We start from the raw sequence: 21,198 nt of genomic DNA on the forward strand, positions 1-21,198 counted from the left end.
GGATGCCAGGTTCGGGCACACCATGTGCTCATGGACCTCCGTGTTCTGGGGACACTGACGCTGGACGGCGGTCGGATCGACCCGGCTCCCCGCGATCGTCTGATTCTGGGCGCCTTGGCCGCGCGCCTGGACAAATCGGTCGCCGTCGAGTCTCTCGCAACGGCTTTGTGGGGTGAGACGCCGCCTGCGTCGTGGACGAAGATCATCCCCGGCTGCATCATGCGCCTGCGCAGGTCCATTGCACCCGCTCGGATCGAGACGACGACCGTGGGTTATCGGCTCGCCGCCGACGGTATCGACCTGGACGCCGCGAAGTTCGAGCGGCTCGTTGGTCGCGGCGCGCAACTTCTCGAGCTCGGCGAGCCGGATCGCGCTGCACACGCACTTTCGCTCGCGCTGGATATGTGGCGTGGGCAGCCGTTCTCGGAGCTCGCTGATTGGGAGCCGGCACAGGTTGTGTCCTGTCGTCTGGAGGAACTGCGACTCTCTGCGGAAGAGTCACTTCTGGAGGCTCGCCTGCAGTCGGGTGACCTGCTCGACGCCGCCGCCGAAGCGCGCGCACGTGTCGCGGAATCGCCGCTGCGCGAGCGGCGGTGGGTGATCCTCGGCCTGGCGCAGTATCGTCAGGGTCGGCAGGCCGAAGCGCTCGCCACCGCGCGGCGGGGAAGAGAACTGCTTGCCGCCGAGTTCGGCCTCGACCCGTGTGTCGAGCTTGCCGCGCTGGAACGGGCAATCCTCCGTCAGGATCCCGAATTGCAGTCCGCAGTGGCATTCCGCGCGGCCAGCGCGGAATGCCCGTACTTCGGGCTTCGATCAGCCGGTTTGGAGGACGACGAGCTCTTCTATGGGCGAGAAGAGGAACTCGCCCAGGGCCTCCGCGCGCTCGAACGCTACGGCGTGCTCGTCGTCTCTGGATCATCCGGAGTCGGAAAGTCATCTTTCGTACGCGCGGGGATCGGCGCGCACTACGGCGGTCGAGGCCGTCGAGTGACGGTACTCACTCCCGGCGAAAGGCCGGTGCAGACTCTGCGTGACGCCGACCACGACGGAGAATCACTCCTCGTCGTCGACCAGTGCGAGCAGGCGTTCCTCGCCGATGACCCGGATGAGATCAGGGACTTCTTCGCCGAGCTCCGACTTCTGGCGTTTCGCGGCGCCCTTGTTCTTTCGATTCGCGCCGATCGGCTGGGCGACCTCGCAGACCATCATGGGTTCGCCGACCTCATCCAGTCGAACCTGCTCATGTTGGGGCCGCTGGCGGAAGACGGGCTGCGCGCTGTCATCGAAAAGCCGGCGCGGCAGGCGGGGTTGATCCTCGAGCCGGGGCTCGTTGAGGTACTCATCCGTGATGCGGACGGGCGCAACCTTCCGCTTCTCTCCCATGCGCTACGGCAGGTCTGGCAGCGCCGTGAGGGTCGGGTCATGAGCGTGGACGCGTACCGCGCTTCGGGCGAGATCGACGGTGCCGTGGCTCAGACGGCGGAAGAGATGTTCGCCACTCTTCCCAACGAGGATCGGGGACGGGTGCGTGACATCCTTCTCCGACTCGTCGAACCGTCGCGCGGTGGGGGCGTGATCTGTCAGCGGGTCGATCGCGGTTCGGTCGCGATCGACGACGGCCACGCGCGGGCGCTGGAACGCCTTGTCGATGCGCGTATCGTCACGAGCGATGAGGAGTCGTACCAACTCGCGCACGAAGCCGTTGCCCGGGAGTGGCCTCGACTGCGGGAATGGCTGGCTGACGATGTCGAGGGCCAGCGCATCGTCCGTCATCTGAGCTCTGCGGCGCACGCGTGGGACGTGATGGGGAGGCCGGAGGGCGAGCTCTACCGTGGTCCCCGACTGAGTGCGGCAACGCATTGGCGAGAGTCCTCGGCGCCTGTACTTGCGCCGCTGGAGTCGGCGTTCCTCGATGCATCGGTTGATCGTGAGGCCGCATCAGCGGACGAGATCCAACGGCAACTGAAGGAGGAACAGCGCTCGGTGCGGCGCTTGAGGTGGCTGGTGGGGATGGCCGCGTCGCTCGCCGTGGTCGCGCTCGTCGCCGGAACTCTCGCGGGCTTTCAGGCTATCGAGGCGAACGCGCGGGCCGTCATGGAAGATGCGCGTCGCGTCGCTGCGCTCGCCGGTGCGGAGCCGGAGTATGAGCGCGCCCTACTGTTGTCGGTCGAAGCGATCCGGTTGTGGGACGCGTCGGAGACCAGGACAGCCCTTCTGGATACCATGCGTCGTAGTCCTCGGATCGTGAGCGTGACCCGCATCGCCGGTGATGAGGGCGTGCAGCAGATGTCACTCCATCCCGACAGCGCTAACGCGGTCGTCGTCGACACCGGCAGTGCCGCGCAGGTTCTTGATATCGATCGCCGTGCGCTGGTGGGTGCCCTTCAGGGGGATGGAACGTTGGTGCTGGACGCCACCGAAGGCCCCGACGGTCGAACCACGGTCAGCGCGCTGAGCGGGTGCGATCTCGATGTCGTCTGCGAATCGGCCTTCGTCCGCATCATGAGCCTCGGCGACGGCGACGGCGTCGAAGAAGTGACGGATGTGCCCGAGTTCTCAGAGCACCACGAAGTGATCGACATCGAGTTCTCGCCGGACGGGTCTCGCGTCGCCGTCATCGCACCGCTGCCCTGGGTCGACGATCCTGGAAATGTCGGGATCTGGAGTATGGATGCATCGAAGCCGATGATGCTCGACCTTCCGAGCCCCGGGACGCACGCCGGTGCGTCGAACGCTGCCAATGCGTTCGGCAGAGTTCGGTTCTCCCCCGACGGCTCACGTCTCTATGCCAGCGGATATGGACGGACCGCAATCTTCGACACGACAACGGGGGCGATCGTCGGCGAGATCGACGGCGAAGGTGTTCTTGCAGTGAGTCCGGATGGCGGATCCGTGCTGGTGCGTGAAGGGCGCACGGCGGCGCGGATCGTCGACCTGGCCGATCCGACGGCGTCTCATGTGCTGGAAGTTCCCGCCGTCGTCATGGACGCCGCGTTCAGCCCTGACGGGCGCTCCATCGCCATCGCCGGCGGAGATCGAGTGTGGATGTGGAGTAGCGCCGGCCAACTGTACGAGGCTTTGGCGGGTCACACCGGCAACGTCACGTCTGTCGCGTTCCGTGCGAACGGCGAGCTCGTGTCGGCTGGGGAGGACGGCGCCCTGATTACCTGGGCGATGGGGGACTGGAGTGCTGACTTCAGAGTCCGTGCGCGGGAAGGCAGCGAGATTGCCATGCCCCGCGACGAATACACACTCCTCGTCGACCTGCCGGACGGCGCGGTCTTCGCCGTCGCCGCGGACCCCGATATCTGGCTGGACCGTGCGTGTTCCGTCGCCGGTCGCGGCCTGACTGGGGAGGAGTGGCAAGAGGTTTTCGCGGATCGTCCCTACGACCCCGCGTGCGTGAGTGATTCGTCGTAGCCCGCGGCTAGACTCGCGCGTATGGCCCCGTCATCCCTTCAATTCGGCCAGTACCCCCCCGCACGGCGGACACTTCTGCACCTCAGCGATACCCACTTTCTCGCGGGCAACGCACTCCTCAGCGGTCGCATAGACACCGCGGCGAATCTCGGCGCGACGATCGAGGCGATCGAGCGCATGAGCGTGAAGCCCGACGCGATCATCGTGACCGGCGATATGACCGACCTCGGCGAACCCGAGGCCTATCGCGCGTTGCGTGCCGCGATCGATCCACTGGCTGCACGGCTCGATGCGCCGGTGATCTGGGTGGCAGGAAACCACGACGAGCGACCGGCGATGCGCGAGGTCCTTCTCGACGAGCAACCCTCGCAAGAGCCGATCGTCGGAGTGTGGGACCTCGACGGACTCCGGGTGATCGCCCTCGACTCGACCGTTCCCGGCTGGCACCACGGCGACATCGACGACGCGCAACTCGCGTGGCTTCGCAGCATCCTGAGCACTCCCGCCCCGCTCGGGACGATCCTCGCCCTGCACCACCCACCACTTCCCTCGCATGTGCCGCTGTTCGACATCCTCGAGCTTCGCGACCAGCACAGGCTCGCTGAGATCGTTGCAGGGAGCGACGTGCGCGCCATCCTGGCAGGTCACCTGCACTACTCGACCAGCGGGACGTTCGCGGGTGTCCCTGTGAGCGTCGCCTCGGCGACCTGCTACACGATGAACCTCACCAGGCCTGCGGCCGACGTGAATGGGATGGATGCCGGGCAGTCGTTCCACCTCGTCCACGTGTACGACGAGACGATCACGCACGCCGTCGTTCCGGTGGGCGAAGCAGCCACCGGCGACTACTTCTCGGCGGAGTGGCTCGAGCGGATGGCGGTCCTCAGCCCGCAGGAGCGCCTCGAGGCATTCTCACGCAAGCGAACCTGAAGCACGCGCCCACTCGTACACCCGAGTGTGCGAATCGTCCCGGATGTACACCAGCGGGGGAATGGCCGCACGCGTACGCTGGGGACATCCCCTTCACATCGTCGTGACCCACAAGGACTCCACATGACTGTCGACATCACTCCCGCCACTCGTACTGAGACTGATTCGTTGGGATCCCTTGAGATTCCCGCGGACGCGTATTGGGGCATCCATACCGCGCGTGCGCTGGAGAACTTTCCGATCTCGAAGCGTCCGATCTCGGTTTACAAGGATCTCGTGGTGGCGCTGGCGATGGTGAAGCAGGCGTCGGCTCGCGCGAATCGTGAGATCGGTGTGCTCGATCCTGAGAAGGCTGATCTGATCGATCGGGCCGCGCAGCTGATCATCGATGGTGAGTATCACGACCAGTTCGTGGTGGGTGTGATCCAGGGTGGTGCCGGGACGTCGACGAACATGAACGCGAACGAGGTCATCACCAACGTCGCGCTCGAACTCGCCGGTCGTGAGAAGGGTGACTACACGTTCCTGTCGCCGATCGATCACACCAACCGCAGCCAGTCCACGAACGACGTCTACCCGACGGCGATCAAGGTGGGGTTGGGGCTTGACCTGCGGAGTCTGCTGGAGGAGCTGGATCTGTTGCGCCGGTCGTTCCTGGCGAAGGCGGTCGAGTTCCACGACATTCTCAAGGTCGGGCGGACGCAGTTGCAGGATGCTGTGCCGATGACGCTGGGGCAGGAGTTCCACGGGTTCGCAACGACTCTCGGCGAAGACCACAGCCGACTCAAAGAGAACGCGTACCTGCTGTGCGAGATCAACATGGGCGCCACGGCGATCGGCACCGGAATCACGACGCACGCCGAGTACGGCAGGCGTGTGCTGCACCACCTGCGCGAGATCAGCGGGCTCGACCTGGATACCGCGACCGACCTGGTGGAGTCGACCAGCGACACCGGTGCGTTCATGTCGTTCTCGTCGACGCTCAAGCGCAATGCGATCAAGATGTCGAAGATCTGCAACGACCTGCGCTTGCTCTCCAGTGGTCCCCAGGCTGGTTTCGGTGAGATCAACCTGCCGGCACGCCAGGCAGGCTCGAGCATCATGCCCGGGAAGGTGAACCCGGTCATCCCCGAGGTCGTCAACCAGGTCGCGTTCGCCGTCGTCGGCGCCGACATGACCGTGACGATGGCGGTGGAGGCCGGTCAGCTGCAGCTGAACGCGTTCGAGCCGGTGATCGCCCACTCGATCTTCCAGTCCATCACCTGGATGCGCCGGGCGATGTGGACGCTCCGCGTGAACTGCGTGGACGGCATCACGGCCAACACCGAGCGCCTCGGCGCGATGGTCGGAGCATCCGTCGGCGTGATCACCGCCCTCACCCCGTTCATCGGCTACGCCGCCGCCGCAGCCCTCGCCAAGACCGCGCTCCTCACCGGCCGCAACGTCGCCGACCTCGTCGTCGAAGCAGGCCTCATGTCAGAAGAAGAAGTCGCCAAACAGCTTTCTCCGGCACGACTTTCGGGCCTCGAAGCTGTGACAGAGGCGATCATGGTGGTTCCGCCCGCGCGCGAGGATCTGGTCACAGATCGCGGGTGATGTTGCCGGTTTGCGCCGCGGCGCGCTACGTTTCGAGCGACTGTTTTCTCGAGAGGAACACCGATGAGCGATCCGCAGAACCCGTCCGACCCGACCTGGCGACCCGCTGACGGCCCGGCCGTCGAACCGCCTGCCGCGCCTGCTGCTCCGGCTGCGCCGCCCGTCTACACGCAGCCGCCGGCATACAACGAGCCGCCGGCCGCGGCCGCGCCTCCTGCCTACACGCAGCCGGCACCGACCTACGGGGCGACCCAGCAGGGGTACCCCGCGGCACCGCCGTCAGCGTACGGTTCCCCCGCGACCGCCGCGATTCCCGGCAAGACATTGGGCATCGTCGCGTTCGTTCTGTCGTTCTTCACCGGACTCATCGCGCTGATTCTCGGAATCGTGGCGCTGGTGCAGTCGAAGAAGGCTGGACACAAGAACGGGTGGGCAGTCGCGGCGATCATCATCAGCTCTGTGCTGATGGTGATCGGCATCATCGTCACGATTGTCTGGATCACCTATGCCGTCGGCCTTGCGAATCAGGTCATGGTGAACTGCGGTACCGGAGGATCGGGTTTCGTCGAGGTGTGGGGCCAGCAGGTTCCGTGCTCTGAGATTGATACCAACACCCGCTAGCTGTCACCTCATCGGGGCGGATCCGCTTCGGCGGGTCCGCCTCTGTCGTGTCGCGGATGCTCGTCGGTGATGCGGCAGTGAGTGGTCAGCTCGCCGATGCCGTCGATACCGACCGTGACTGTCGAGCGATCGCGGAGGAAGATCTGCGGATCGCGTGAGTATCCTGCCCCACCCGGGCTTCCTGTGGAGATCAGCGTGCCCGGTAGCAGCGTCGCCGACTTCGAGAGGTGCGCGATGAGGGTAGAGACCGGACGCACCATCTGTGAGGTCGAGGCATCCTGCAGAGTTTGTCCGTCCAGCACCGTCCAGATGTGGAGGTTCTGCGGGTCGGCGATCTCGTCGGCCGTCACGACGAACGGGCCGGTCGGAGTGAAGCCGTCGAAAGACTTGCAGCGCGACCACTGGGCCTCGGAGTACTGGATATCGCGGGCGGTGATGTCGTTGACAACGGTGTAGCCCCACACGTGATTAAGAGCCTCTTCGTCCGAGACGTCCTTCGCAGGCGTGCCGATGATGACGCCGAGCTCGGACTCGTAGTCGACAGACTCGCTGAGTGTTCGCGGCCACACCGTCGTGGCTTCGTGGTGGGTGAGCGAGTTCGGCCAGAGCACGAACACCGTCGGCGTCGAGTCGGTCTTGAGTCCGAGTTCGCTGGAGTGCGCGGCGTAATTGAGGCCGATCGCGAGGATCACAGGGGGAGTGAGGACGGCGGAGGCGAAGCCGAAAGACGAGAGCGGATGCCGCGTCCCGCCGGCCGCGGAAGTCTCGCGGACCTTCGCCAGCAAGTCATCACCGCCCGGAATGAGCTCTTCAAGCACGCGCGGAGCGCCGTCGAAGAGTTCCTCGACGATGATCGCCTCGTCACCCTCGATGAGGGCGAGCCGCGGGTCGTCGTTGCCCGCACGGGTCACATGGGCGAAGCGCATCCTTCAAAACTACCGTCCGGCGAGCACGACCGCGCCGATGTGTCGGCAGACATAGGCTGTCGGCATGACGATCGATCCCGGCACGGGGAACCCTCGCCCGTCCCTCACGCCGCCGGCATTCCCTTCGGCGTTCGCGCAGCCGGCTGCGGCGGTGCCTGCCTCCATTCCGCCCACGACAGCGGTCACCGGCACCGTCCCTGTCCCGCCCCGGCGCGGCCGTACGGCGCCGATCTGGGCGGCCGGAGTCCTCATCCTGCTGCTGATCGGACTGATCGGCTACTTCCTGAACGCGATTGGCCCTGGCGCATCGATCATCGGCATGGTGCTCTCACTCATCCCGCTGGCCGGGGTGCTGGTGGCTGTGCGCATCGTTGACAAGTGGGAGCCCGAACCCCGAAACCTCGTCATCTTCGCCGTGGCGTGGGGCGCGATCGGCGCGGTCGGGATCACGCTGCTGGTCGACCTTGCCCTCACGCTCGTGCTCGGTCGACAGGACAGCGACGCGGCGCTCGTCTTCCAGGTCGTCGTTCAAGCGCCGATCGTCGAAGAGATCGCGAAGGGGATCGGGGTGCTCCTCATCTTCTTGACCGCGAGACGCGCGTTCGACGGCCCGGTCGATGGGGTCGTCTACGGAGCCCTTGTCGGAGCGGGGTTCGCGTTCACCGAGAACATTCAATACTTCGCGATCAGTTTCATCGAGGGCGGTGCCTCCGACGTCACGACGACGTTCTTCGTGCGCGGCATCCTCTCTCCCTTCGCGCACGTGATGTTCACCGCTGTCACGGGCTTCGCGCTCGGCCTGGCCGCGCGTCGGGGGGCGAAGGCTGGCAACGGATTCGGACCTTTCCTGATCGGGCTCGCCGGAGCGATCGCGCTGCACGCGTTGTGGAACGGGTCGGCGGTGCTCGGCGACTTCTTCGGGATGTACCTCATGTTGCAGATCCCGCTGTTCCTCCTGTTCATCGTCGGTGTCATTGCGTTGCGACGCGAAGAAGCGCGGCTCACCCGAGCGCGTCTCGGCGACTACGCGGCGGCGGGGTGGTTCACTCCGCAGGAGGCCGACATGCTCGCCACGAGCGCGGGACGCAAAGCCGCAATGCAGTGGGCGGCCACGCTGCGCGGCGATCGGCGCGGTTTGATGAAGGAGTTCATCACGGATGCCACGGCCCTCGCGGCGGCTCGTCAGCGGGCGCTCTCGGGTCGTGACCCCTCCGCCGCGGAAGACGAGCACGTGCTCCTCACCCGCACAGCGACGGCACGCGCCGCACTCTTTGCTCCGTAACCGAGGCCGGGGGTTGACAGGATGCCGCGGCACTCGGCATCCTGAACACAGACCAACTCAGCGCTCGGTTGACACGCAGGCATCGCCGCGGCACCGGGCGCTGAGTCTTGATACGGACGGGTCATCGCGAGCGAAGCCCGCATTGACGCGGCCCGTGGATCGAGGAGGCCGCGAAGCGCCCGGGTCGAGATCTCGGTCTTCAGCGTTGTGTTTGCGCTGGGCGAACGTACCCGCACGACCGTGCCCCGGCGTGCTTGGATAGATGTATGACTGATCGCACAAAGCCCGAGTTCGACGCCCCCGTGGGCCCGGCCCCCGCAGACCTCGTCATCCGCGACATCGTCGAGGGTGACGGCGCCGAGGCCAAGCCCGGTGACACCGTCACCGTGCACTACGCCGGTGTCGAGTACGAATCCGGTGAAGAGTTCGACTCGTCCTGGGGTCGTGGAGAGAGCATCCAGTTCCCGCTGCGCGGCCTGATCCAGGGCTGGCAGGACGGTATCCCGGGAATGAAGGAAGGCGGCCGTCGCGAGCTCGTCATCCCGCCGCACCTGGCCTACGGACCCGCCGGCGGACACTTCCTCGGTGGCAAGACGCTCATCTTCATCATCGACCTGATCAAGGTCGGCTGAGTCTTTCCCTTTTCGTGGAGGGCCCTGATGCTTCAGCATCCGGGCCCTCTTTCATGAGAAGCTTTTCATTCACGGGAATAGAATTGACCGGAGCGTGTGTTCTCCTTCGTGAGCTTGCCGCGCCAGCGGCGTACCGATCACTCACGAAGGAATGAACATGACGACCACTGCACTCGACATCCCCGGCTACAAGACCGGAACTTGGGAACTCGACGGTTCGCACAGCGAGGTGGGCTTCACCGTCCGCCACATGATGATCTCGAAGGTGCGCGGTCACTTCAACCTCAAGAGCGCGACGCTGATCGCACCCGAGAACCCGCTCGAGGCCACGGTCACCGCTCATGTCGACGCCACGTCGCTCGATACCAAGGACGCAGGACGCGACGAGCACCTGCGCTCGGCCGACTTCTTCGACGTCGAGACCTACCCGACGATCGACTTCGTCTCGACCGGCGTGCGCGTCGAGAACGGCGACTTCCTGGTCGACGGTGACCTGACGATCCGTGGCACGACTAAGCCGGTCACGTTCGAGTTCGACTTCGGCGGCTTCGGTGCCGACCCGTGGGGCAACTACAAGGCGGGCGCGACCGCCAAGACGGTCATCAACCGTGAAGACTTCGGCCTGACCTGGAACGCGGCGCTCGAGACCGGCGGCGTGCTCGTCGGCAAGGACGTCACGATCACGCTCGACCTGCAGGGCGCGCACCAGGCCTGATCTTGGTTGACCGAGGGCGCATGATCGCGGAGAGCGATCATGCGCCCCTCGTCGTTCAGCCCGATACCGCGACGGTCTCACGAATAGCGGTTGATTTCTCGACAAGATCGGCGTGCACCTGCGCGACCGCGCGCCGTGAGACCTTGCGCCCGCGCGTGCTGCCGTCGATTGAGGTGAAGTGATCCGCCGAGTCATCGTCACTCAGATACACCGGCTGGACGATCGTCCAGTCAAGTTCTGACCCGCGCAGCACCCCCTCCTGGATCTCGCTGTCGATCATCTGCGGGCGAATCATGAGCGCGAACAGCATCCGGTCGACGCGCGTCAGCATCGAGCGCGAGTCGCCGACGCCGTAGGAGGACTGCACGACGATGCGTCGGATGCCGGCACGCCGGGCCGCGCTGACGATCGCGGCCGTCCCGCGCGAGCGGATGTCGTCCGGTGTGCCCTTCGCTCCCCGCACGCGGACGCGCAGCATCGGTTCAGAAATGCCCAGCGTCACCACGATCACGTCATGACCGGGCAGGAGGCGATCGAGAAGCACCGCGTCGGTCGCGTCGCCGTCGACCCGGACGAGAGAGGGTCGCGACTTCAGCCGCGAGGCGCTGCGTGAGAGTGCGGTGATGTCGTGCCCGCGGTTGAGAAGAACGTCGGTGACCGCACGGCCGGAGCCGCCGGTGGCGCCGATGACGAGGATTCGCATGGGAGTTCCTTTCGTAGGTGTTGCCTCGACTCTGGCGTCTTGGGTGTGGATGATCTATCGTCGAAATAGCCATTGTCTTGATCGTTCGTCCAGGAGTCGCCATGGATCTGCCGTGGGAACAACGCGATCCGCTCACCGAGGCGCTCTTTCAGGTGCGCATGAGCGGGGCCTTCTACTCGTGGACCGAGGCTTCTGGCGAGGGCAGCGTCGCCATGCCCCGCGTGCCCTCTACGCTGAGCTTTCACGTCGTCTCGCGCGGCACCGCCTTTCTCGAGGTTGACGGTGAGGAGCCGATCGCTGTCCGCGCGGGAGAAATGGCGCTCGTGCCCCGCGGGATCGGTCATCGGGTCTCCACAGCGCCCGGCGCGCGCCTCTTGGGCAACGCAGAGGAACTGCCTCAGACGATGCTCGGAGATCACTTCTCTGTCTTGCGCATCGGTCCGGATGACGTCGCCCCTCACCTCTCGCTCCTGTGCGGTGTGATCGCGTTCGATTCGCCCGGTGCCCAGCAGGTTCTCGACGTGCTGCCCCGTGTCATTCGCATCGACAGTGCCGAGCGGCCCGTCATGGCGGCGCTCGTTCCGCTGCTCTCGAGCGAAGTGCTCGATCCCCGCCCGGGCGGGGAGGCTGTGGCGACTCGCCTCGCCGATGTGCTCGTCGTCGAGACCGTGCGCGCATGGCTTGCCAGCGACCCCGAAGCCCGGACCGGGTGGATCGCTGCTCTGCGGGACCCACAGATCGGTGTTGTTCTTGCCGCGATCCATCGTGAGCCGGGCTTCGCGTGGACGCTCGGCGACCTCGCTTCGGCCGCGATGATGTCGCGTTCGGCGTTCGCAGCGAGATTCAGCGCGGTGGTCGGAATCCCCGCGATGAAGTACGTCGCGGGGTGGCGCATGCGGGCGGCGCGGCACCGGCTCGCTGCCGGAGACACCGTGGCATCGGTCGCGCTCGCTCTGGGTTACGGCTCGGAAGCAGCGTTCAGTCGGGCCTACGCGCGGACGACGGGGGAGACCCCGGGTCAGGTGCGACGGCGCGCCGCGTGAGGTTCAACCGGTTCTGAGCGAGCAGAATGCCGACGAACACCACGAGCGCGCCGACGGGCTCATTCCAGTGCAGCTCTTCCCCGAGGATCAGGATCCCGAGCGCAACACCGACGACCGGAGTGATGTAGGTCACGGTCGAGGCGCGCGTCGGTCCCCACGCTCGCAGGGTGTTCTGGTTCCAGATATAGGCGACGCCCGTGCCGAGGCATCCGAGCAGAATCACACTGCCGACGATCCAGATATCCAACCGCACGGGCGTGAGGGCGATGAACGGCGTCAGCGCGGCCATGATCACCGCGCCGATGCCAATGTTCAGGAACGAGAAAACCAGGGCGCTCATGCCCGTATTGGCGACGAAGCGGCGCATGTACGCGAGGCTGAAGCCGTAGCACGCGGTCGCGCCGAGGATCGCGAGCTGAGCCACGAGGCTCTGCGAGAAGTCGAGGCCCTGCCAGGGGGCGATGATCACCATGACCCCGAGAACGCCCACGATGATGCCGGTGATCTGCATGGGCTTGAGCTTCTCGACGCGGAACACCGCCCACGCCATGATCGCCGTCATGATCGGGGTCGTGGCGTTGTAGATGCTCGCCAGGCCGCTCGTGACGTGCTGCTGCGCCCACGAGAACAACAGGAACGGCACGACGCAGAACGAGATCGCCAGCACGGTCATGTGCAGCCAGATCTTGACGCTGCGGGGGAGCGGGTCGCGCCGGAGCGCCACGAAGAGACCGAGGGTGAGTCCGCCGAGAATCAGCCGTGACCAGGCCACCTGTCCGGGCGAGATTCCGGTGAGAGCCACCTTCATGAAGAGAAAGCTCGATCCCCAGACGATCCCGCAGAGCACGAACTGCACCGCGATCGAAAAGTTCGACCCGGTCGCGCGATCTGCCTGCAGGGTCGTGGTCACGCGCTGACTCTAGCCCCGGGCACCGACGGCGAGCGCGTCACGCGGATGCTCCGTCCGAAATCCGCCGATCCCTGGCCGTACCGCTGTGGTGCGCGACGGCCGTTCGCCTCGGCATCCTGCTCCTGGTAGACTCCTAAGGTTGCCGTTTGATCGGCCGCGGATAAACAGAGCTCACGCATCAGGCGTTGGGCGCCGCGCAACGAACAGGAAGGGGATCCCTCTATGCCACTCGAATTCGAAGCCAAGAAGGCGATCATCGAAGAGTACGCGACGCACCCCGGTGACACCGGATCCCCCGAGGTGCAGGTCGCGATGCTGACGCAGCGCATCAAGGACCTCACCGAGCACCTGAAGGAGCACAAGCACGACCACCACTCACGTCGTGGTCTGTTCCTCATGGTCGGTCAGCGTCGTCGCCTGTTGGGTTACCTCCAGGACGTCGACATCAACCGCTACCGCTCGCTCATCGAGCGTCTTGGTCTTCGCCGCTAAGCACCGACCTAGCGTTCAATCGCGCAGAAAACTTCTTGAGAAGGCCTCCCCAGGTGTGGGGAGGCCTTCTTGATTTCTGCAGAATCAGCGGGTGCTACGCGCGGCGACGAGATCCGCGTGCCAGATGGCCGCGACGTCGGGGTGGGCGCGCAAGCGCGACTTCAGGGCGTTTTCGCCGTAAAGGGCGTGGATCGGGTTTGTCGGGTCTTGCGTGACCCCGGATGCCTCGGCCGCAAGCTCGGCCGGAAGATCGATGAGCGGCAACCGGGCATCGAGGGCGGGATTGAAGAAGAACGGCACCGAGATGCGGTAGTCGGGTGCCTTCGGCGAGATCACGCGGTGGTTCGTCGCGGTGAGGTAGCCGCCGGTCGCGTACTCGAGCAACTCCCCGATGTTGACCACGAACGCCCCCGACACAGCGGGCGCGTCGACCCACTCGCCGTCGCGCTGAACCTGCAGGCCGCCCTTGCCCGGTTCAACCCAGAGCAGCGTAAGAACGCCCGAGTCCTTGTGCGCACCGACGCCCTGCTGCGGTGCCGGATCGCTCTTGCCTGGGTACTTCACGATCTTGATCAGCGTCGAGGGTTCGCCGAAGTGGCGGTCGAAGTAGTTCTCGTCCGCGCCGAGCGCGAGTGCCCACGCGCGCAGGAGTTTGCGGGCGACATCCGAGAGGTGGTCGTGCCACTCGGCGACGACCTCTTTGAGTTCGTGTTGTGCCGACGGCCAGAGATTCGGTCCGATGAGGCGGGCATAGTCGGGCACGTCATCGCCCGTGATGACCTCGCGTTCGGGTCCGATGTCGATCTGCTCGCGCCAGTCGACCTTGCCCTGTGTGCGCTCGCCGCCAACGCGCGTGTAGCCGCGGAAGTGCGGGCTCTTGACGTTTTCGATTGCCAGCTTGTCCGCCTCAGGGAGTGCGAAGAAGTCGATCGCCGCCTGGTGGAGTCGCGCCTCGAGCTCGCGTGACACACCCGTTCCAGTCAGGTAGAAGAATCCGACGTCGTGCGTCGCAGCGCGCAGGTCAGCGCGGAAGCGCTCGGCCGCCTCGGTCCCCTGATCGAGCTGCGACAGGTCGAGAATCGGAAGGTTCAGATCGCTCATCCCCCGAGGGTAGGAGCGGGCCGCAGCATCCGCCCTTTTTGTTGCGATGGGTTACCGAGTGAAGGTCAGCCGTTCTGGCGCGGATCGGCCGGACGCGTGTGCGTCCGCGGTTGCTCGCGCGGACGCCGCGAACCAGTCGGGTCGCTGCGTCGGCCCTCGCGAGATGCCAGCGTCCGGTCAGTGAACAACCACGCCGGGCGTGGCTCGACAAACGGACGGAACACGCGGCGGACGGGCTTGGTCGCAAGTCCTAGAGCGATGAGGACGGAGGCGACGATCACGATCGGCAACCACAACCAGGTCGGGTCGAGGTCGCGCAGCACACCGGACTCGCGGAACGGATACAGCACGAACGAGTGCAACAGGTAGACATACATCGTGTACTGACCGAAGTGGGTCCAGAAGTGGGTTCCGCGGGGGACGAGCACGAAGAACGCCGCACTGAGAATGAGTGCCACCGCCATCAGTGCAAGTCGGACGCTGCCCGCCCACCATTCCGTTCCACCGATTGCCGAGTAGTTCTCGTCGTAGAAGAGCCACTCGCGAAGGTTCATCTCGCGCCAGGTGTCGATGAAGAACCACGCGGCCCAGCCGGAGACCACGAAGGTGCCGGCGGCTGCGACGACGATCCACCACTGCCGCGCGGCGAGTAGGCGCCACTTTGCGACGATGTCGTGCTCGTTCAGCCACCAACCCAGCGTGAAGAACGGCAGGAGTCCGAGGGTTCGTGACAGCGACAGCGTCGAGTCGATGTTGGGCAGGTAGCCGGCCCCGATCGAGATCAGCAGAGTCCACAGCAGCGGCCAGCGCAGGAGGGCCAGATAGGGGAGCACCAGGCGAAAGATTCCCAGAGCGAGCAAGAACCACAGCGTCCACGACGGTTGGGTGAGATTTGGGTTTGCCTGGCCCTCGACGAGGAACTTCGTCAGCGTCCACACGGCCTCGAAGATCAGGTACGGCACGATGATGTCGGTGATCACCCGCGCCATCTGCCGGCGATTGGGCGAGGCCGACTTCGAGAAGTAGCCCGAGATGATCGCGAACGCGGGCATGTGGAACGCATAGACCAGCAGGTAGAGCCCGAGTGCGATGTCGGAGTCGTAGGTCAGGCGTTGGATGAAGTGACCCAGCACGACCAGCACGATGCAAGCGAACCGCGCGTTGTCCCAGAAGGGTGTTCGCTTCTTGCGCGGCACGCCTACGGCCCCCGTGGCGAGTGGCGGGGAAGCTGCGGATGCTGCGGCGCTGGCAGCGTTCGATGAGTCGGACATGAGGCGTTGTCACCTTATCCTGGGGTCACCCCCGGCGTTCGCCCCTTGCGCGCGCACGCGAGTCGAAGGAGAATCGCATGCCCGATGCCCCTGTCATCGAGGTGTCGACCGGCCGCGTGGTCGGCGCCACCGCAGACGGAATCGACCGGTTCTTGGCGATTCCCTACGCAGCGCCACCGTTCGGTTTCCACCGGTTCCTGCCGCCGCAGCCACCGTCGTCGTGGGAGGGGGAGCGGGATGCCTCGGCCTTCGGCGCGACCGCACCGCAAGCGCCGTACGGCGGCGGACTGGAGAAGTATCTGCCCACCGTGCAGATCGCGGGCGACGACATCCTTACGGTCAATGTGTGGACTCCGGCCGATCGAACGCCCGACGCGCTGCTGCCGGTGCTCGTGTTCGTACACGGCGGTGGCCTCACGCGCGGCTCGGCGGCCCTCGGCGGCTACGACGGCGCCCGCTTCGCTCGGCACGGCATCGTGGTCGTCTCGGTGCAGTACCGCCTTGGCCAAGAGGGGTTTGCGGTGTTGGAGGGCGTCGAGCAGAACCTCGGTGTGCTCGACCAGCGGGCGGCCCTGCGCTGGGTGCGCCAAGAGATCGGCGCGTTCGGTGGCGACTCTGCCCGAGTCACGGTCATGGGCCATTCGGCGGGCGCGAATACGCTCACCGCGCTGCTTGCGTTGCCCGAAGCATCCGCTCTCTTCGATCGTGCGATCCTGCAGAGCGGACCACTTACTGCGCAACCACCGAAGAAGGCCGGACGGATGTCGCGCGCCATCGCGAAGCGGCGTGCCGTGCCTGCCAATCGTGCGGGCTTCTCGGCCGTCGATCCTGCTGATCTCGTCGCCGCTCAGTCGGCGATCGCGGCCGGCGGATCGCCCCTCGGTGGTGGACCTTCAGTCGCGCTCGCGATCGGTGGCTCAGCGGTTCCGCAGAACCCCCTCGACGCATTGCTCGCCGGCGCTGGGCGCGACATTCCCGTGCTCATCGGAACCACGAGCGAGGAGTATCGCTTGTGGTTCATCCCGACCGGAGCGATCGACAAGATTCGCCGCTCAACGCTGACGCTCGCACGGCTTGCGGCGAGGGTTCCCGCCAAAGTGGTACGCGCGCATCAGAAGAGGCATCCCCGCGCGCGCCCCGGTGAAGTGCTCGGTGAGGTCGTCGGCGACATCCTTCTGCGCGGCCCGGTGACCCGTTTCGCCGATAGCCGCGCTGAGGGTCCAGCGGCTACCTACGTCTACGAATTCCGATGGCGGAGCCCGGTCGACGGCTTAGGCGCGGCGCACGCGATGGAGCTGGGCTTCGTCTTCGACAACCTGAGCTCTGAAGATTCGGTGGCGCTCGCCGGTGATCACACCCCGCAACCTTTGGCTGACGCGATGCACGCGGCCTGGGTGTCGTTCATCGTGGATGGCGACCCGGGATGGGCTAAGTGGTCTGGACGTCGGCCCGTGCAGGCATTCGATGCCGACGGTGGTCATCTCGACTACGCGCCGCGCGCGGATGAGCTTGACGGATTGCCGACCTCGTAGCGACGCGGGAATAGTTCTGCACGCCACGCGTTGCACCGATTACATTCACTTGCATACAATTGAGCAGCGGAGAACCCGCGGGCGCAGAGGAGAGATCGTGAACGACACCACAACGTGGCCGGGCATGCAGTTCGGAATCTTCACGGTGAGCGACATCACCGAAGACCCCACGACCGGCGAGACGCTCAGCGAAGCCGAGAAGATCCGCAACACGATCACCATCGCCAAGCACGCCGAAGAGGTCGGGCTCGATGTCTTCGCCCTCGGCGAGCACCACAACCCGCCGTTCTGGTCGTCGTCTCCGACGACCACCCTCGCCTACATCGCGGCGCAGACCGAACGACTGATCATGTCGACCGCGACGACCCTCATCACGACGAACGACCCGGTCAAGATCGCTGAAGACTTCGCGATGCTGCAGCACGTCTCGGGCGGTCGTGCCGATCTGATGCTCGGTCGCGGCAACACCGGGCCTGTCTACCCGTGGTTCGGTCAAGACATTCGTCAGGGACTCCCCCTCGCAATTGAGAACTACAACCTGCTGCACCGCCTGTGGCGTGAAGACGTCGTGGACTGGGAGGGCACCTTCCGCAGCCCCCTGCAGGGATTCACCTCGACCCCGCGCCCGCTCGACGGCGTCGCGCCGTTCGTATGGCACGGCTCGATCCGCACGCCCGAGATCGCCGAGCAGGCCGCGTACTACGGCGACGGATTCTTCGCCAACAACATCTTCTGGCCCAAAGAGCACTACCAGCGGCTGGTCACGCTCTACCGTCAGCGCTTCGCGCACTACGGCCACGGCACGCCTGAGCAGGCGATCGTCGGTCTCGGTGGCCAGGTGTTCATGTCGGGCAAGTCCCAGGACGCCGTGAATCAGTTCCGGCCGTACTTCGACAACGCCCCGGTTTACGGCCACGGACCGAGCCTCGAGGACTTCAGCGAGATGACTCCGCTGACGGTGGGCTCGCCGCAGCAGGTCATCGACCGGTATGCCGCGATGCGTGAGACGTTCGGCGACTACCAGCGCCAGCTCTTCCTCATCGACCACGCGGGGCTTCCGCTCAAGACCGTTCTCGAGCAGCTCGACATCCTCGGCGGCGAGGTCGTTCCTGTGCTCCGCACAGAGCTCGCAAAGGATCGCGCGGCGGATGCTCCGGACGCCCCCACCCACGCGAACCTCGTCGCCAAGGCCGGGGGCGCGCGCCAGGCGCGGCCGAACCCGAACCGTGGCGACAACCTCACCGGCAGCTCGCCCTACCAGGACACCCCCGCGAAGGCGGGATCCGCGTTCGGTACCGCAGCGACGAAGACGGTGGCCTGATGGCCACGCGCCGGATCGCCGTCGTCTCGGCGGGCCTGTCTAACCCGTCGTCCACACGTCTGCTCGCCGATCGACTCGTCACGGCGACGATCGCCCAGCTCGCCGAGCGGGGGATCGAGGCCGAGGCAGATGTCTTCGAGCTTCGTGACTATGCCCACGACATCACGAACAACCTGCTCACAGGCTTCGCGCCCCCTGCGCTCGAGTCGATGGTCAACACGGTGGTGTCGGCGGATGCTGTGATCGCGGTCACCCCGATCTTCTCGACGAGCTACTCGGGCCTTTTCAAGACATTCATCGACGTGCTCGACCCGGATGCGCTGACGGGAAAGCCGGTGCTGATCGGTGCGAATGCGGGCACGGCTCGACACTCGCTCGCGATCGACTACGCGATTCGCCCGCTGTTCACGTACCTGCACGCGGAGCCGGTTTCTACCGGCGTTTTCGCGGCCTCGAGCGACTGGGGCGCCTCCGGCGACCAGGTCGCACCGCTGGGCGAACGCGTCGATCGCGGGGCTCGTGAGCTGGCCGAAGCGATCTCGCGTCGTTCGCCTCTCGTCGAGGTCGATCCGTTCGACCCTGCGAACTACCTCGGGGAGGGTCGCTCGTTCGGGCACCTGCTCGGAGGGCTGGCCGGGGAGTAGGGCCCGGCAGCGCCTGATACCGTCGAGCACACGGAGTCGCTTCGGCCCGCGCTGAGGAAGAAGACGACATGCTCACCTCCACCCCTCTCGTTCTCGGAGTCGTCGGCGCTTCACGAAAGCCGAACGAACGGCGCGTGCCGCTGCATCCGGGCCATCTCGATCGCATCCCTGACGACTTGCGTTCGCGCGTGCTGCTCGAGACCGGCTACGGCGAGCGTTTCGGTGTCACCGACGAGGAACTGCTACCCCAGGTGGGCGGCATCCTGAATCGAACCGAGCTGATCGAGGCCTCTGACATCCTCCTGCTTCCGAAACCGCAGCACGAGGACCTTCGCGACATGCGTGACGGGCAGGTGCTCTGGGGGTGGCCGCACCTCGTGCAGGACGAAGTGATGACCCAGTTGGCGCTGGACAAGAGGCTCACCACCATCGCCTTCGAAGCAATGAATCACTGGGGGAGCGACGGGACGTTCGGCCTGCACGTATTCCATATGAACAACGAGATCGCCGGCTACTGCTCCGTCCTGCACGCTCTGCAGTTGTGCGGGTCGACCGGAGACTACGGCCGCAGGCTCACCGCAGTCGTCATCGGCTTCGGCGCGACCGCCCGAGGCGCGGTCACCGCGTTGCGCGCCCACGGTGTGCACGACGTGCGAGTACTCACCAACCGCCGCACTGCTTCGGTCGCCGCGCCGATCCACGCGGCGCGGATGATCCAGTTCGATCACGACGACGGGCCGTACCTCAGCGAGGTCATCACCGACGACGGCCGGGTGCCGCTCGCTCCGTTCCTTGCCGAGAGCGACATCGTCGTCAACTGCACCCTGCAGGATCCGAATCGTCCGTTGCTCTATGTGAAGACTGCAGACCTCGGGGCTTTTCGGCCGGGGAGTCTCATCGTGGATGTCTCATGCGACGAGGGCATGGCCTTCGAGTGGGCGCGCCCGACGAGTTTCGCTGACCCGATGTTCACCGTCGGCGGCAACATCAACTACTACGCCGTCGATCACAGCCCGTCCTATCTGTGGAACTCCGCAAGCTGGGAGATCAGCGAGGCACTCCTCGGATTTCTGCCGACCGTGATGGCCGGCCCCGCCGCCTGGAATGACAACGAGACGATCTCTCGTGCGATCGAGGTCAGCGATGGCGAGGTGCGAAACCCGGCGATTCTCGAGTTTCAGCACCGGAGCGACCAACCGCCGTACGCGGTGCTTCCCGGTTAGAGCCGAATCTGCGTCGCGGAGTCCAGCTCGCGCCACCGATGCTCGCGCGCGCTGGATTCGACGGCCAGTACATCAGCTTCAACGAGCGGGCCGAGCTCAACTCCGGCGACCTCTGCGATATCGGCGACCGGCACCTGGAAGGTGCGGAACCCGCTCAGCGGGGCGACCGTTGCCCCACTGATCAACTCGGACTGATCGAGCACGAAACCTGCCGCAACGAGGGCCGCTTCGCCGCCTGGCTTCGTCGTCGCCCAGGCAGCAATCTTCCAGAAGCGGCGAGGAATCAGGATGCCCCGATACGGCGGGTCACCGGGCTCGAGCACGGGCGCGGTGAACACCGATACACGCTGGTCGGTGGCATCCGCGTACGCGAGAACGTGGTCTTCGAGGCCGACCCACAAGTCTTTCGACTGGTTGAACCCTGCCGCCTGCGGCGCCGCGTTCGTGTAGAAGAAGGTGGCCGCGGTCGCCTCGCGGGCTTGTGCTTCGGTTCCCCAGCCCGGGTCGCGGCGGCGGACGAGGTGTCCGCGATCGAGGTCGTTGGCCGAGTAGACCGCTGACCCGGCTTGCTCGTCGTCGGACACGCGATCATCGAGCGCCCAATCACCCCGGCGCGGCAGGTCGAGCAGGCTCGCTCCGTCGATGTCGACCGCTGTCGCCACCGCGAACCGTCGCTCCGGGTCGAGGAGCACGGTGAACCGCGGATACAGCAGTTCCCGCGTTGGACGCCCATCGGTCGGTAGCGGCAACGGCACCCGGACGCCGAGGAAGTCGGGGTCGTGTCCGTTCCAGGTCATGCGCGGCTCCACCATGGATCCATCATGGTGCGCACGACC

The 21,198-nt window shown here is 65.8% G+C and carries 19 protein-coding genes; 13 read left to right on the forward strand and 6 right to left on the reverse strand.

Annotated features, from left to right (window positions below; all coding sequences use genetic code 11):
• The first annotated feature begins 30 nt into the window (after positions 1-30).
• The 4 genes from LG299_RS16395 to LG299_RS16410 all read left to right on the forward strand — a co-directional run bounded on the left by LG299_RS16395 (position 31) and on the right by LG299_RS16410 (position 6,567).
• On the forward strand, positions 31-3,420 hold the full coding sequence (locus LG299_RS16395; RefSeq protein WP_404432164.1) for a BTAD domain-containing putative transcriptional regulator: 3,390 nt from the start codon (positions 31-33) through the stop codon (positions 3,418-3,420).
• Between the two features lie 21 nt (positions 3,421-3,441).
• Entirely contained in the window at positions 3,442-4,350 is a 909-nt protein-coding gene (locus tag LG299_RS16400; RefSeq protein WP_404432166.1) for a phosphodiesterase, read from the forward strand.
• Between the two features lie 123 nt (positions 4,351-4,473).
• Entirely contained in the window at positions 4,474-5,946 is a 1,473-nt protein-coding gene (locus LG299_RS16405; protein ID WP_404432168.1) for an aspartate ammonia-lyase, read from the forward strand.
• Positions 5,947-6,009: 63 nt separating this feature from the next.
• Positions 6,010-6,567, forward strand: coding sequence for a DUF4190 domain-containing protein (locus LG299_RS16410; RefSeq protein ID WP_404432170.1), 558 nt, complete (start codon positions 6,010-6,012; stop codon positions 6,565-6,567).
• A gap of 8 nt (positions 6,568-6,575) precedes the next feature.
• On the opposite strand, the gene LG299_RS16415 is transcribed toward LG299_RS16410, so the two are convergent.
• Positions 6,576-7,493: a fumarylacetoacetate hydrolase family protein gene (locus LG299_RS16415; protein WP_404432172.1), complete on the reverse strand. Its 918-nt coding sequence runs from the start codon at positions 7,491-7,493 to the stop codon at positions 6,576-6,578.
• 64 nt (positions 7,494-7,557) lie between these two features.
• Here LG299_RS16415 and LG299_RS16420 point away from each other — a divergent pair, with 64 nt between their 5' ends.
• The 3 genes from LG299_RS16420 (at position 7,558) to LG299_RS16430 (ending at position 10,122) form a co-directional block, all read left to right on the forward strand.
• Positions 7,558-8,775, forward strand: a complete 1,218-nt coding sequence (locus tag LG299_RS16420; RefSeq protein ID WP_404432174.1) for a PrsW family glutamic-type intramembrane protease — start codon at positions 7,558-7,560, stop codon at positions 8,773-8,775.
• A gap of 266 nt (positions 8,776-9,041) precedes the next feature.
• Entirely contained in the window at positions 9,042-9,407 is a 366-nt protein-coding gene (locus LG299_RS16425; protein ID WP_404432177.1) for an FKBP-type peptidyl-prolyl cis-trans isomerase, read from the forward strand.
• Between the two features lie 151 nt (positions 9,408-9,558).
• Positions 9,559-10,122, forward strand: coding sequence for a YceI family protein (locus LG299_RS16430; RefSeq protein ID WP_404432179.1), 564 nt, complete (start codon positions 9,559-9,561; stop codon positions 10,120-10,122).
• A 55-nt stretch (positions 10,123-10,177) separates the two neighbouring features.
• Here LG299_RS16430 and LG299_RS16435 read toward each other — a convergent pair whose 3' ends face one another.
• Positions 10,178-10,825 (reverse strand): NAD(P)-dependent oxidoreductase, encoded by a 648-nt coding sequence (locus LG299_RS16435; RefSeq protein ID WP_404432181.1) that lies wholly within the window; start codon positions 10,823-10,825, stop codon positions 10,178-10,180.
• 101 nt (positions 10,826-10,926) lie between these two features.
• Between LG299_RS16435 and LG299_RS16440 the strand changes: the two genes are divergently transcribed.
• Complete coding sequence (locus LG299_RS16440) at positions 10,927-11,868, forward strand: AraC family transcriptional regulator (protein WP_404432183.1); 942 nt, start codon at positions 10,927-10,929, stop codon at positions 11,866-11,868.
• Here the strand turns inward: LG299_RS16440 and LG299_RS16445 are convergent.
• Positions 11,804-12,778: a DMT family transporter gene (locus LG299_RS16445; RefSeq protein WP_404432185.1), complete on the reverse strand. Its 975-nt coding sequence runs from the start codon at positions 12,776-12,778 to the stop codon at positions 11,804-11,806. The genes LG299_RS16440 and LG299_RS16445 overlap by 65 nt on opposite strands.
• 222 nt (positions 12,779-13,000) lie before the next feature.
• Here LG299_RS16445 and rpsO point away from each other — a divergent pair, with 222 nt between their 5' ends.
• A complete protein-coding gene (rpsO, locus tag LG299_RS16450; RefSeq protein ID WP_404432187.1) occupies positions 13,001-13,270 on the forward strand; it encodes a 30S ribosomal protein S15 in 270 nt (89 codons plus the stop codon).
• Positions 13,271-13,354: 84 nt separating this feature from the next.
• On the opposite strand, the gene LG299_RS16455 is transcribed toward rpsO, so the two are convergent.
• Together LG299_RS16455 and LG299_RS16460 are read right to left on the reverse strand one after the other, a co-directional pair.
• Positions 13,355-14,371, reverse strand: coding sequence for an isopenicillin N synthase family dioxygenase (locus tag LG299_RS16455; protein ID WP_404432189.1), 1,017 nt, complete (start codon positions 14,369-14,371; stop codon positions 13,355-13,357).
• Between the two features lie 65 nt (positions 14,372-14,436).
• Positions 14,437-15,642 (reverse strand): acyltransferase family protein, encoded by a 1,206-nt coding sequence (locus LG299_RS16460; protein ID WP_404432191.1) that lies wholly within the window; start codon positions 15,640-15,642, stop codon positions 14,437-14,439.
• 77 nt (positions 15,643-15,719) lie between these two features.
• On the opposite strand from LG299_RS16460, the gene LG299_RS16465 reads away from it, so the two are divergent.
• From LG299_RS16465 to LG299_RS16480, 4 genes are all read left to right on the forward strand, one after another.
• The gene (locus tag LG299_RS16465; protein ID WP_404432193.1) at positions 15,720-17,174 is read left to right on the forward strand and encodes a carboxylesterase/lipase family protein; all 1,455 of its coding nucleotides are present in this window, start codon (positions 15,720-15,722) and stop codon (positions 17,172-17,174) included.
• Between the two features lie 124 nt (positions 17,175-17,298).
• A complete protein-coding gene (locus LG299_RS16470) occupies positions 17,299-18,495 on the forward strand; it encodes an LLM class flavin-dependent oxidoreductase (protein WP_404434929.1) in 1,197 nt (398 codons plus the stop codon).
• On the forward strand, positions 18,495-19,139 hold the full coding sequence (locus tag LG299_RS16475) for an FMN reductase (protein ID WP_404432195.1): 645 nt from the start codon (positions 18,495-18,497) through the stop codon (positions 19,137-19,139). Before LG299_RS16470 ends, LG299_RS16475 begins: the two co-directional genes overlap by 1 nt.
• Before the next feature lie 68 nt (positions 19,140-19,207).
• Positions 19,208-20,362 (forward strand): N(5)-(carboxyethyl)ornithine synthase, encoded by a 1,155-nt coding sequence (locus LG299_RS16480; RefSeq protein ID WP_404432197.1) that lies wholly within the window; start codon positions 19,208-19,210, stop codon positions 20,360-20,362.
• On the opposite strand, the gene LG299_RS16485 is transcribed toward LG299_RS16480, so the two are convergent.
• A complete protein-coding gene (locus tag LG299_RS16485; protein ID WP_404432199.1) occupies positions 20,359-21,159 on the reverse strand; it encodes a DNA/RNA non-specific endonuclease in 801 nt (266 codons plus the stop codon). The two genes, LG299_RS16480 and LG299_RS16485, sit on opposite strands and share 4 nt — an antisense overlap.
• Positions 21,160-21,198: the final 39 nt, after the last annotated feature.

Source organism: Microbacterium lacus (assembly GCF_044794305.1).
Lineage (GTDB): Bacteria > Actinomycetota > Actinomycetes > Actinomycetales > Microbacteriaceae > Microbacterium > Microbacterium lacus_B.

Coding starts and splice junctions, on each gene's coding strand:
- LG299_RS16460 (WP_404432191.1), bottom strand. CDS start 15,642: ATGTCCGACTCATCGAACGCTGCCAGCGCCGCAGCATCCGCAGCTTCC.
- LG299_RS16435 (WP_404432181.1), bottom strand. CDS start 10,825: ATGCGAATCCTCGTCATCGGCGCCACCGGCGGCTCCGGCCGTGCGGTC.
- LG299_RS16475 (WP_404432195.1), top strand. CDS start 18,495: ATGGCCACGCGCCGGATCGCCGTCGTCTCGGCGGGCCTGTCTAACCCG.
- LG299_RS16410 (WP_404432170.1), top strand. CDS start 6,010: ATGAGCGATCCGCAGAACCCGTCCGACCCGACCTGGCGACCCGCTGAC.
- LG299_RS16485 (WP_404432199.1), bottom strand. CDS start 21,159: ATGACCTGGAACGGACACGACCCCGACTTCCTCGGCGTCCGGGTGCCG.
- LG299_RS16465 (WP_404432193.1), top strand. CDS start 15,720: ATGCCCGATGCCCCTGTCATCGAGGTGTCGACCGGCCGCGTGGTCGGC.
- LG299_RS16480 (WP_404432197.1), top strand. CDS start 19,208: ATGCTCACCTCCACCCCTCTCGTTCTCGGAGTCGTCGGCGCTTCACGA.
- LG299_RS16420 (WP_404432174.1), top strand. CDS start 7,558: ATGACGATCGATCCCGGCACGGGGAACCCTCGCCCGTCCCTCACGCCG.
- LG299_RS16415 (WP_404432172.1), bottom strand. CDS start 7,493: ATGCGCTTCGCCCATGTGACCCGTGCGGGCAACGACGACCCGCGGCTC.
- LG299_RS16440 (WP_404432183.1), top strand. CDS start 10,927: ATGGATCTGCCGTGGGAACAACGCGATCCGCTCACCGAGGCGCTCTTT.
- LG299_RS16455 (WP_404432189.1), bottom strand. CDS start 14,371: ATGAGCGATCTGAACCTTCCGATTCTCGACCTGTCGCAGCTCGATCAG.
- LG299_RS16430 (WP_404432179.1), top strand. CDS start 9,559: ATGAACATGACGACCACTGCACTCGACATCCCCGGCTACAAGACCGGA.
- LG299_RS16425 (WP_404432177.1), top strand. CDS start 9,042: ATGACTGATCGCACAAAGCCCGAGTTCGACGCCCCCGTGGGCCCGGCC.
- LG299_RS16400 (WP_404432166.1), top strand. CDS start 3,442: ATGGCCCCGTCATCCCTTCAATTCGGCCAGTACCCCCCCGCACGGCGG.
- LG299_RS16395 (WP_404432164.1), top strand. CDS start 31: ATGGACCTCCGTGTTCTGGGGACACTGACGCTGGACGGCGGTCGGATC.
- rpsO (WP_404432187.1), top strand. CDS start 13,001: ATGCCACTCGAATTCGAAGCCAAGAAGGCGATCATCGAAGAGTACGCG.
- LG299_RS16470 (WP_404434929.1), top strand. CDS start 17,299: ATGCAGTTCGGAATCTTCACGGTGAGCGACATCACCGAAGACCCCACG.
- LG299_RS16405 (WP_404432168.1), top strand. CDS start 4,474: ATGACTGTCGACATCACTCCCGCCACTCGTACTGAGACTGATTCGTTG.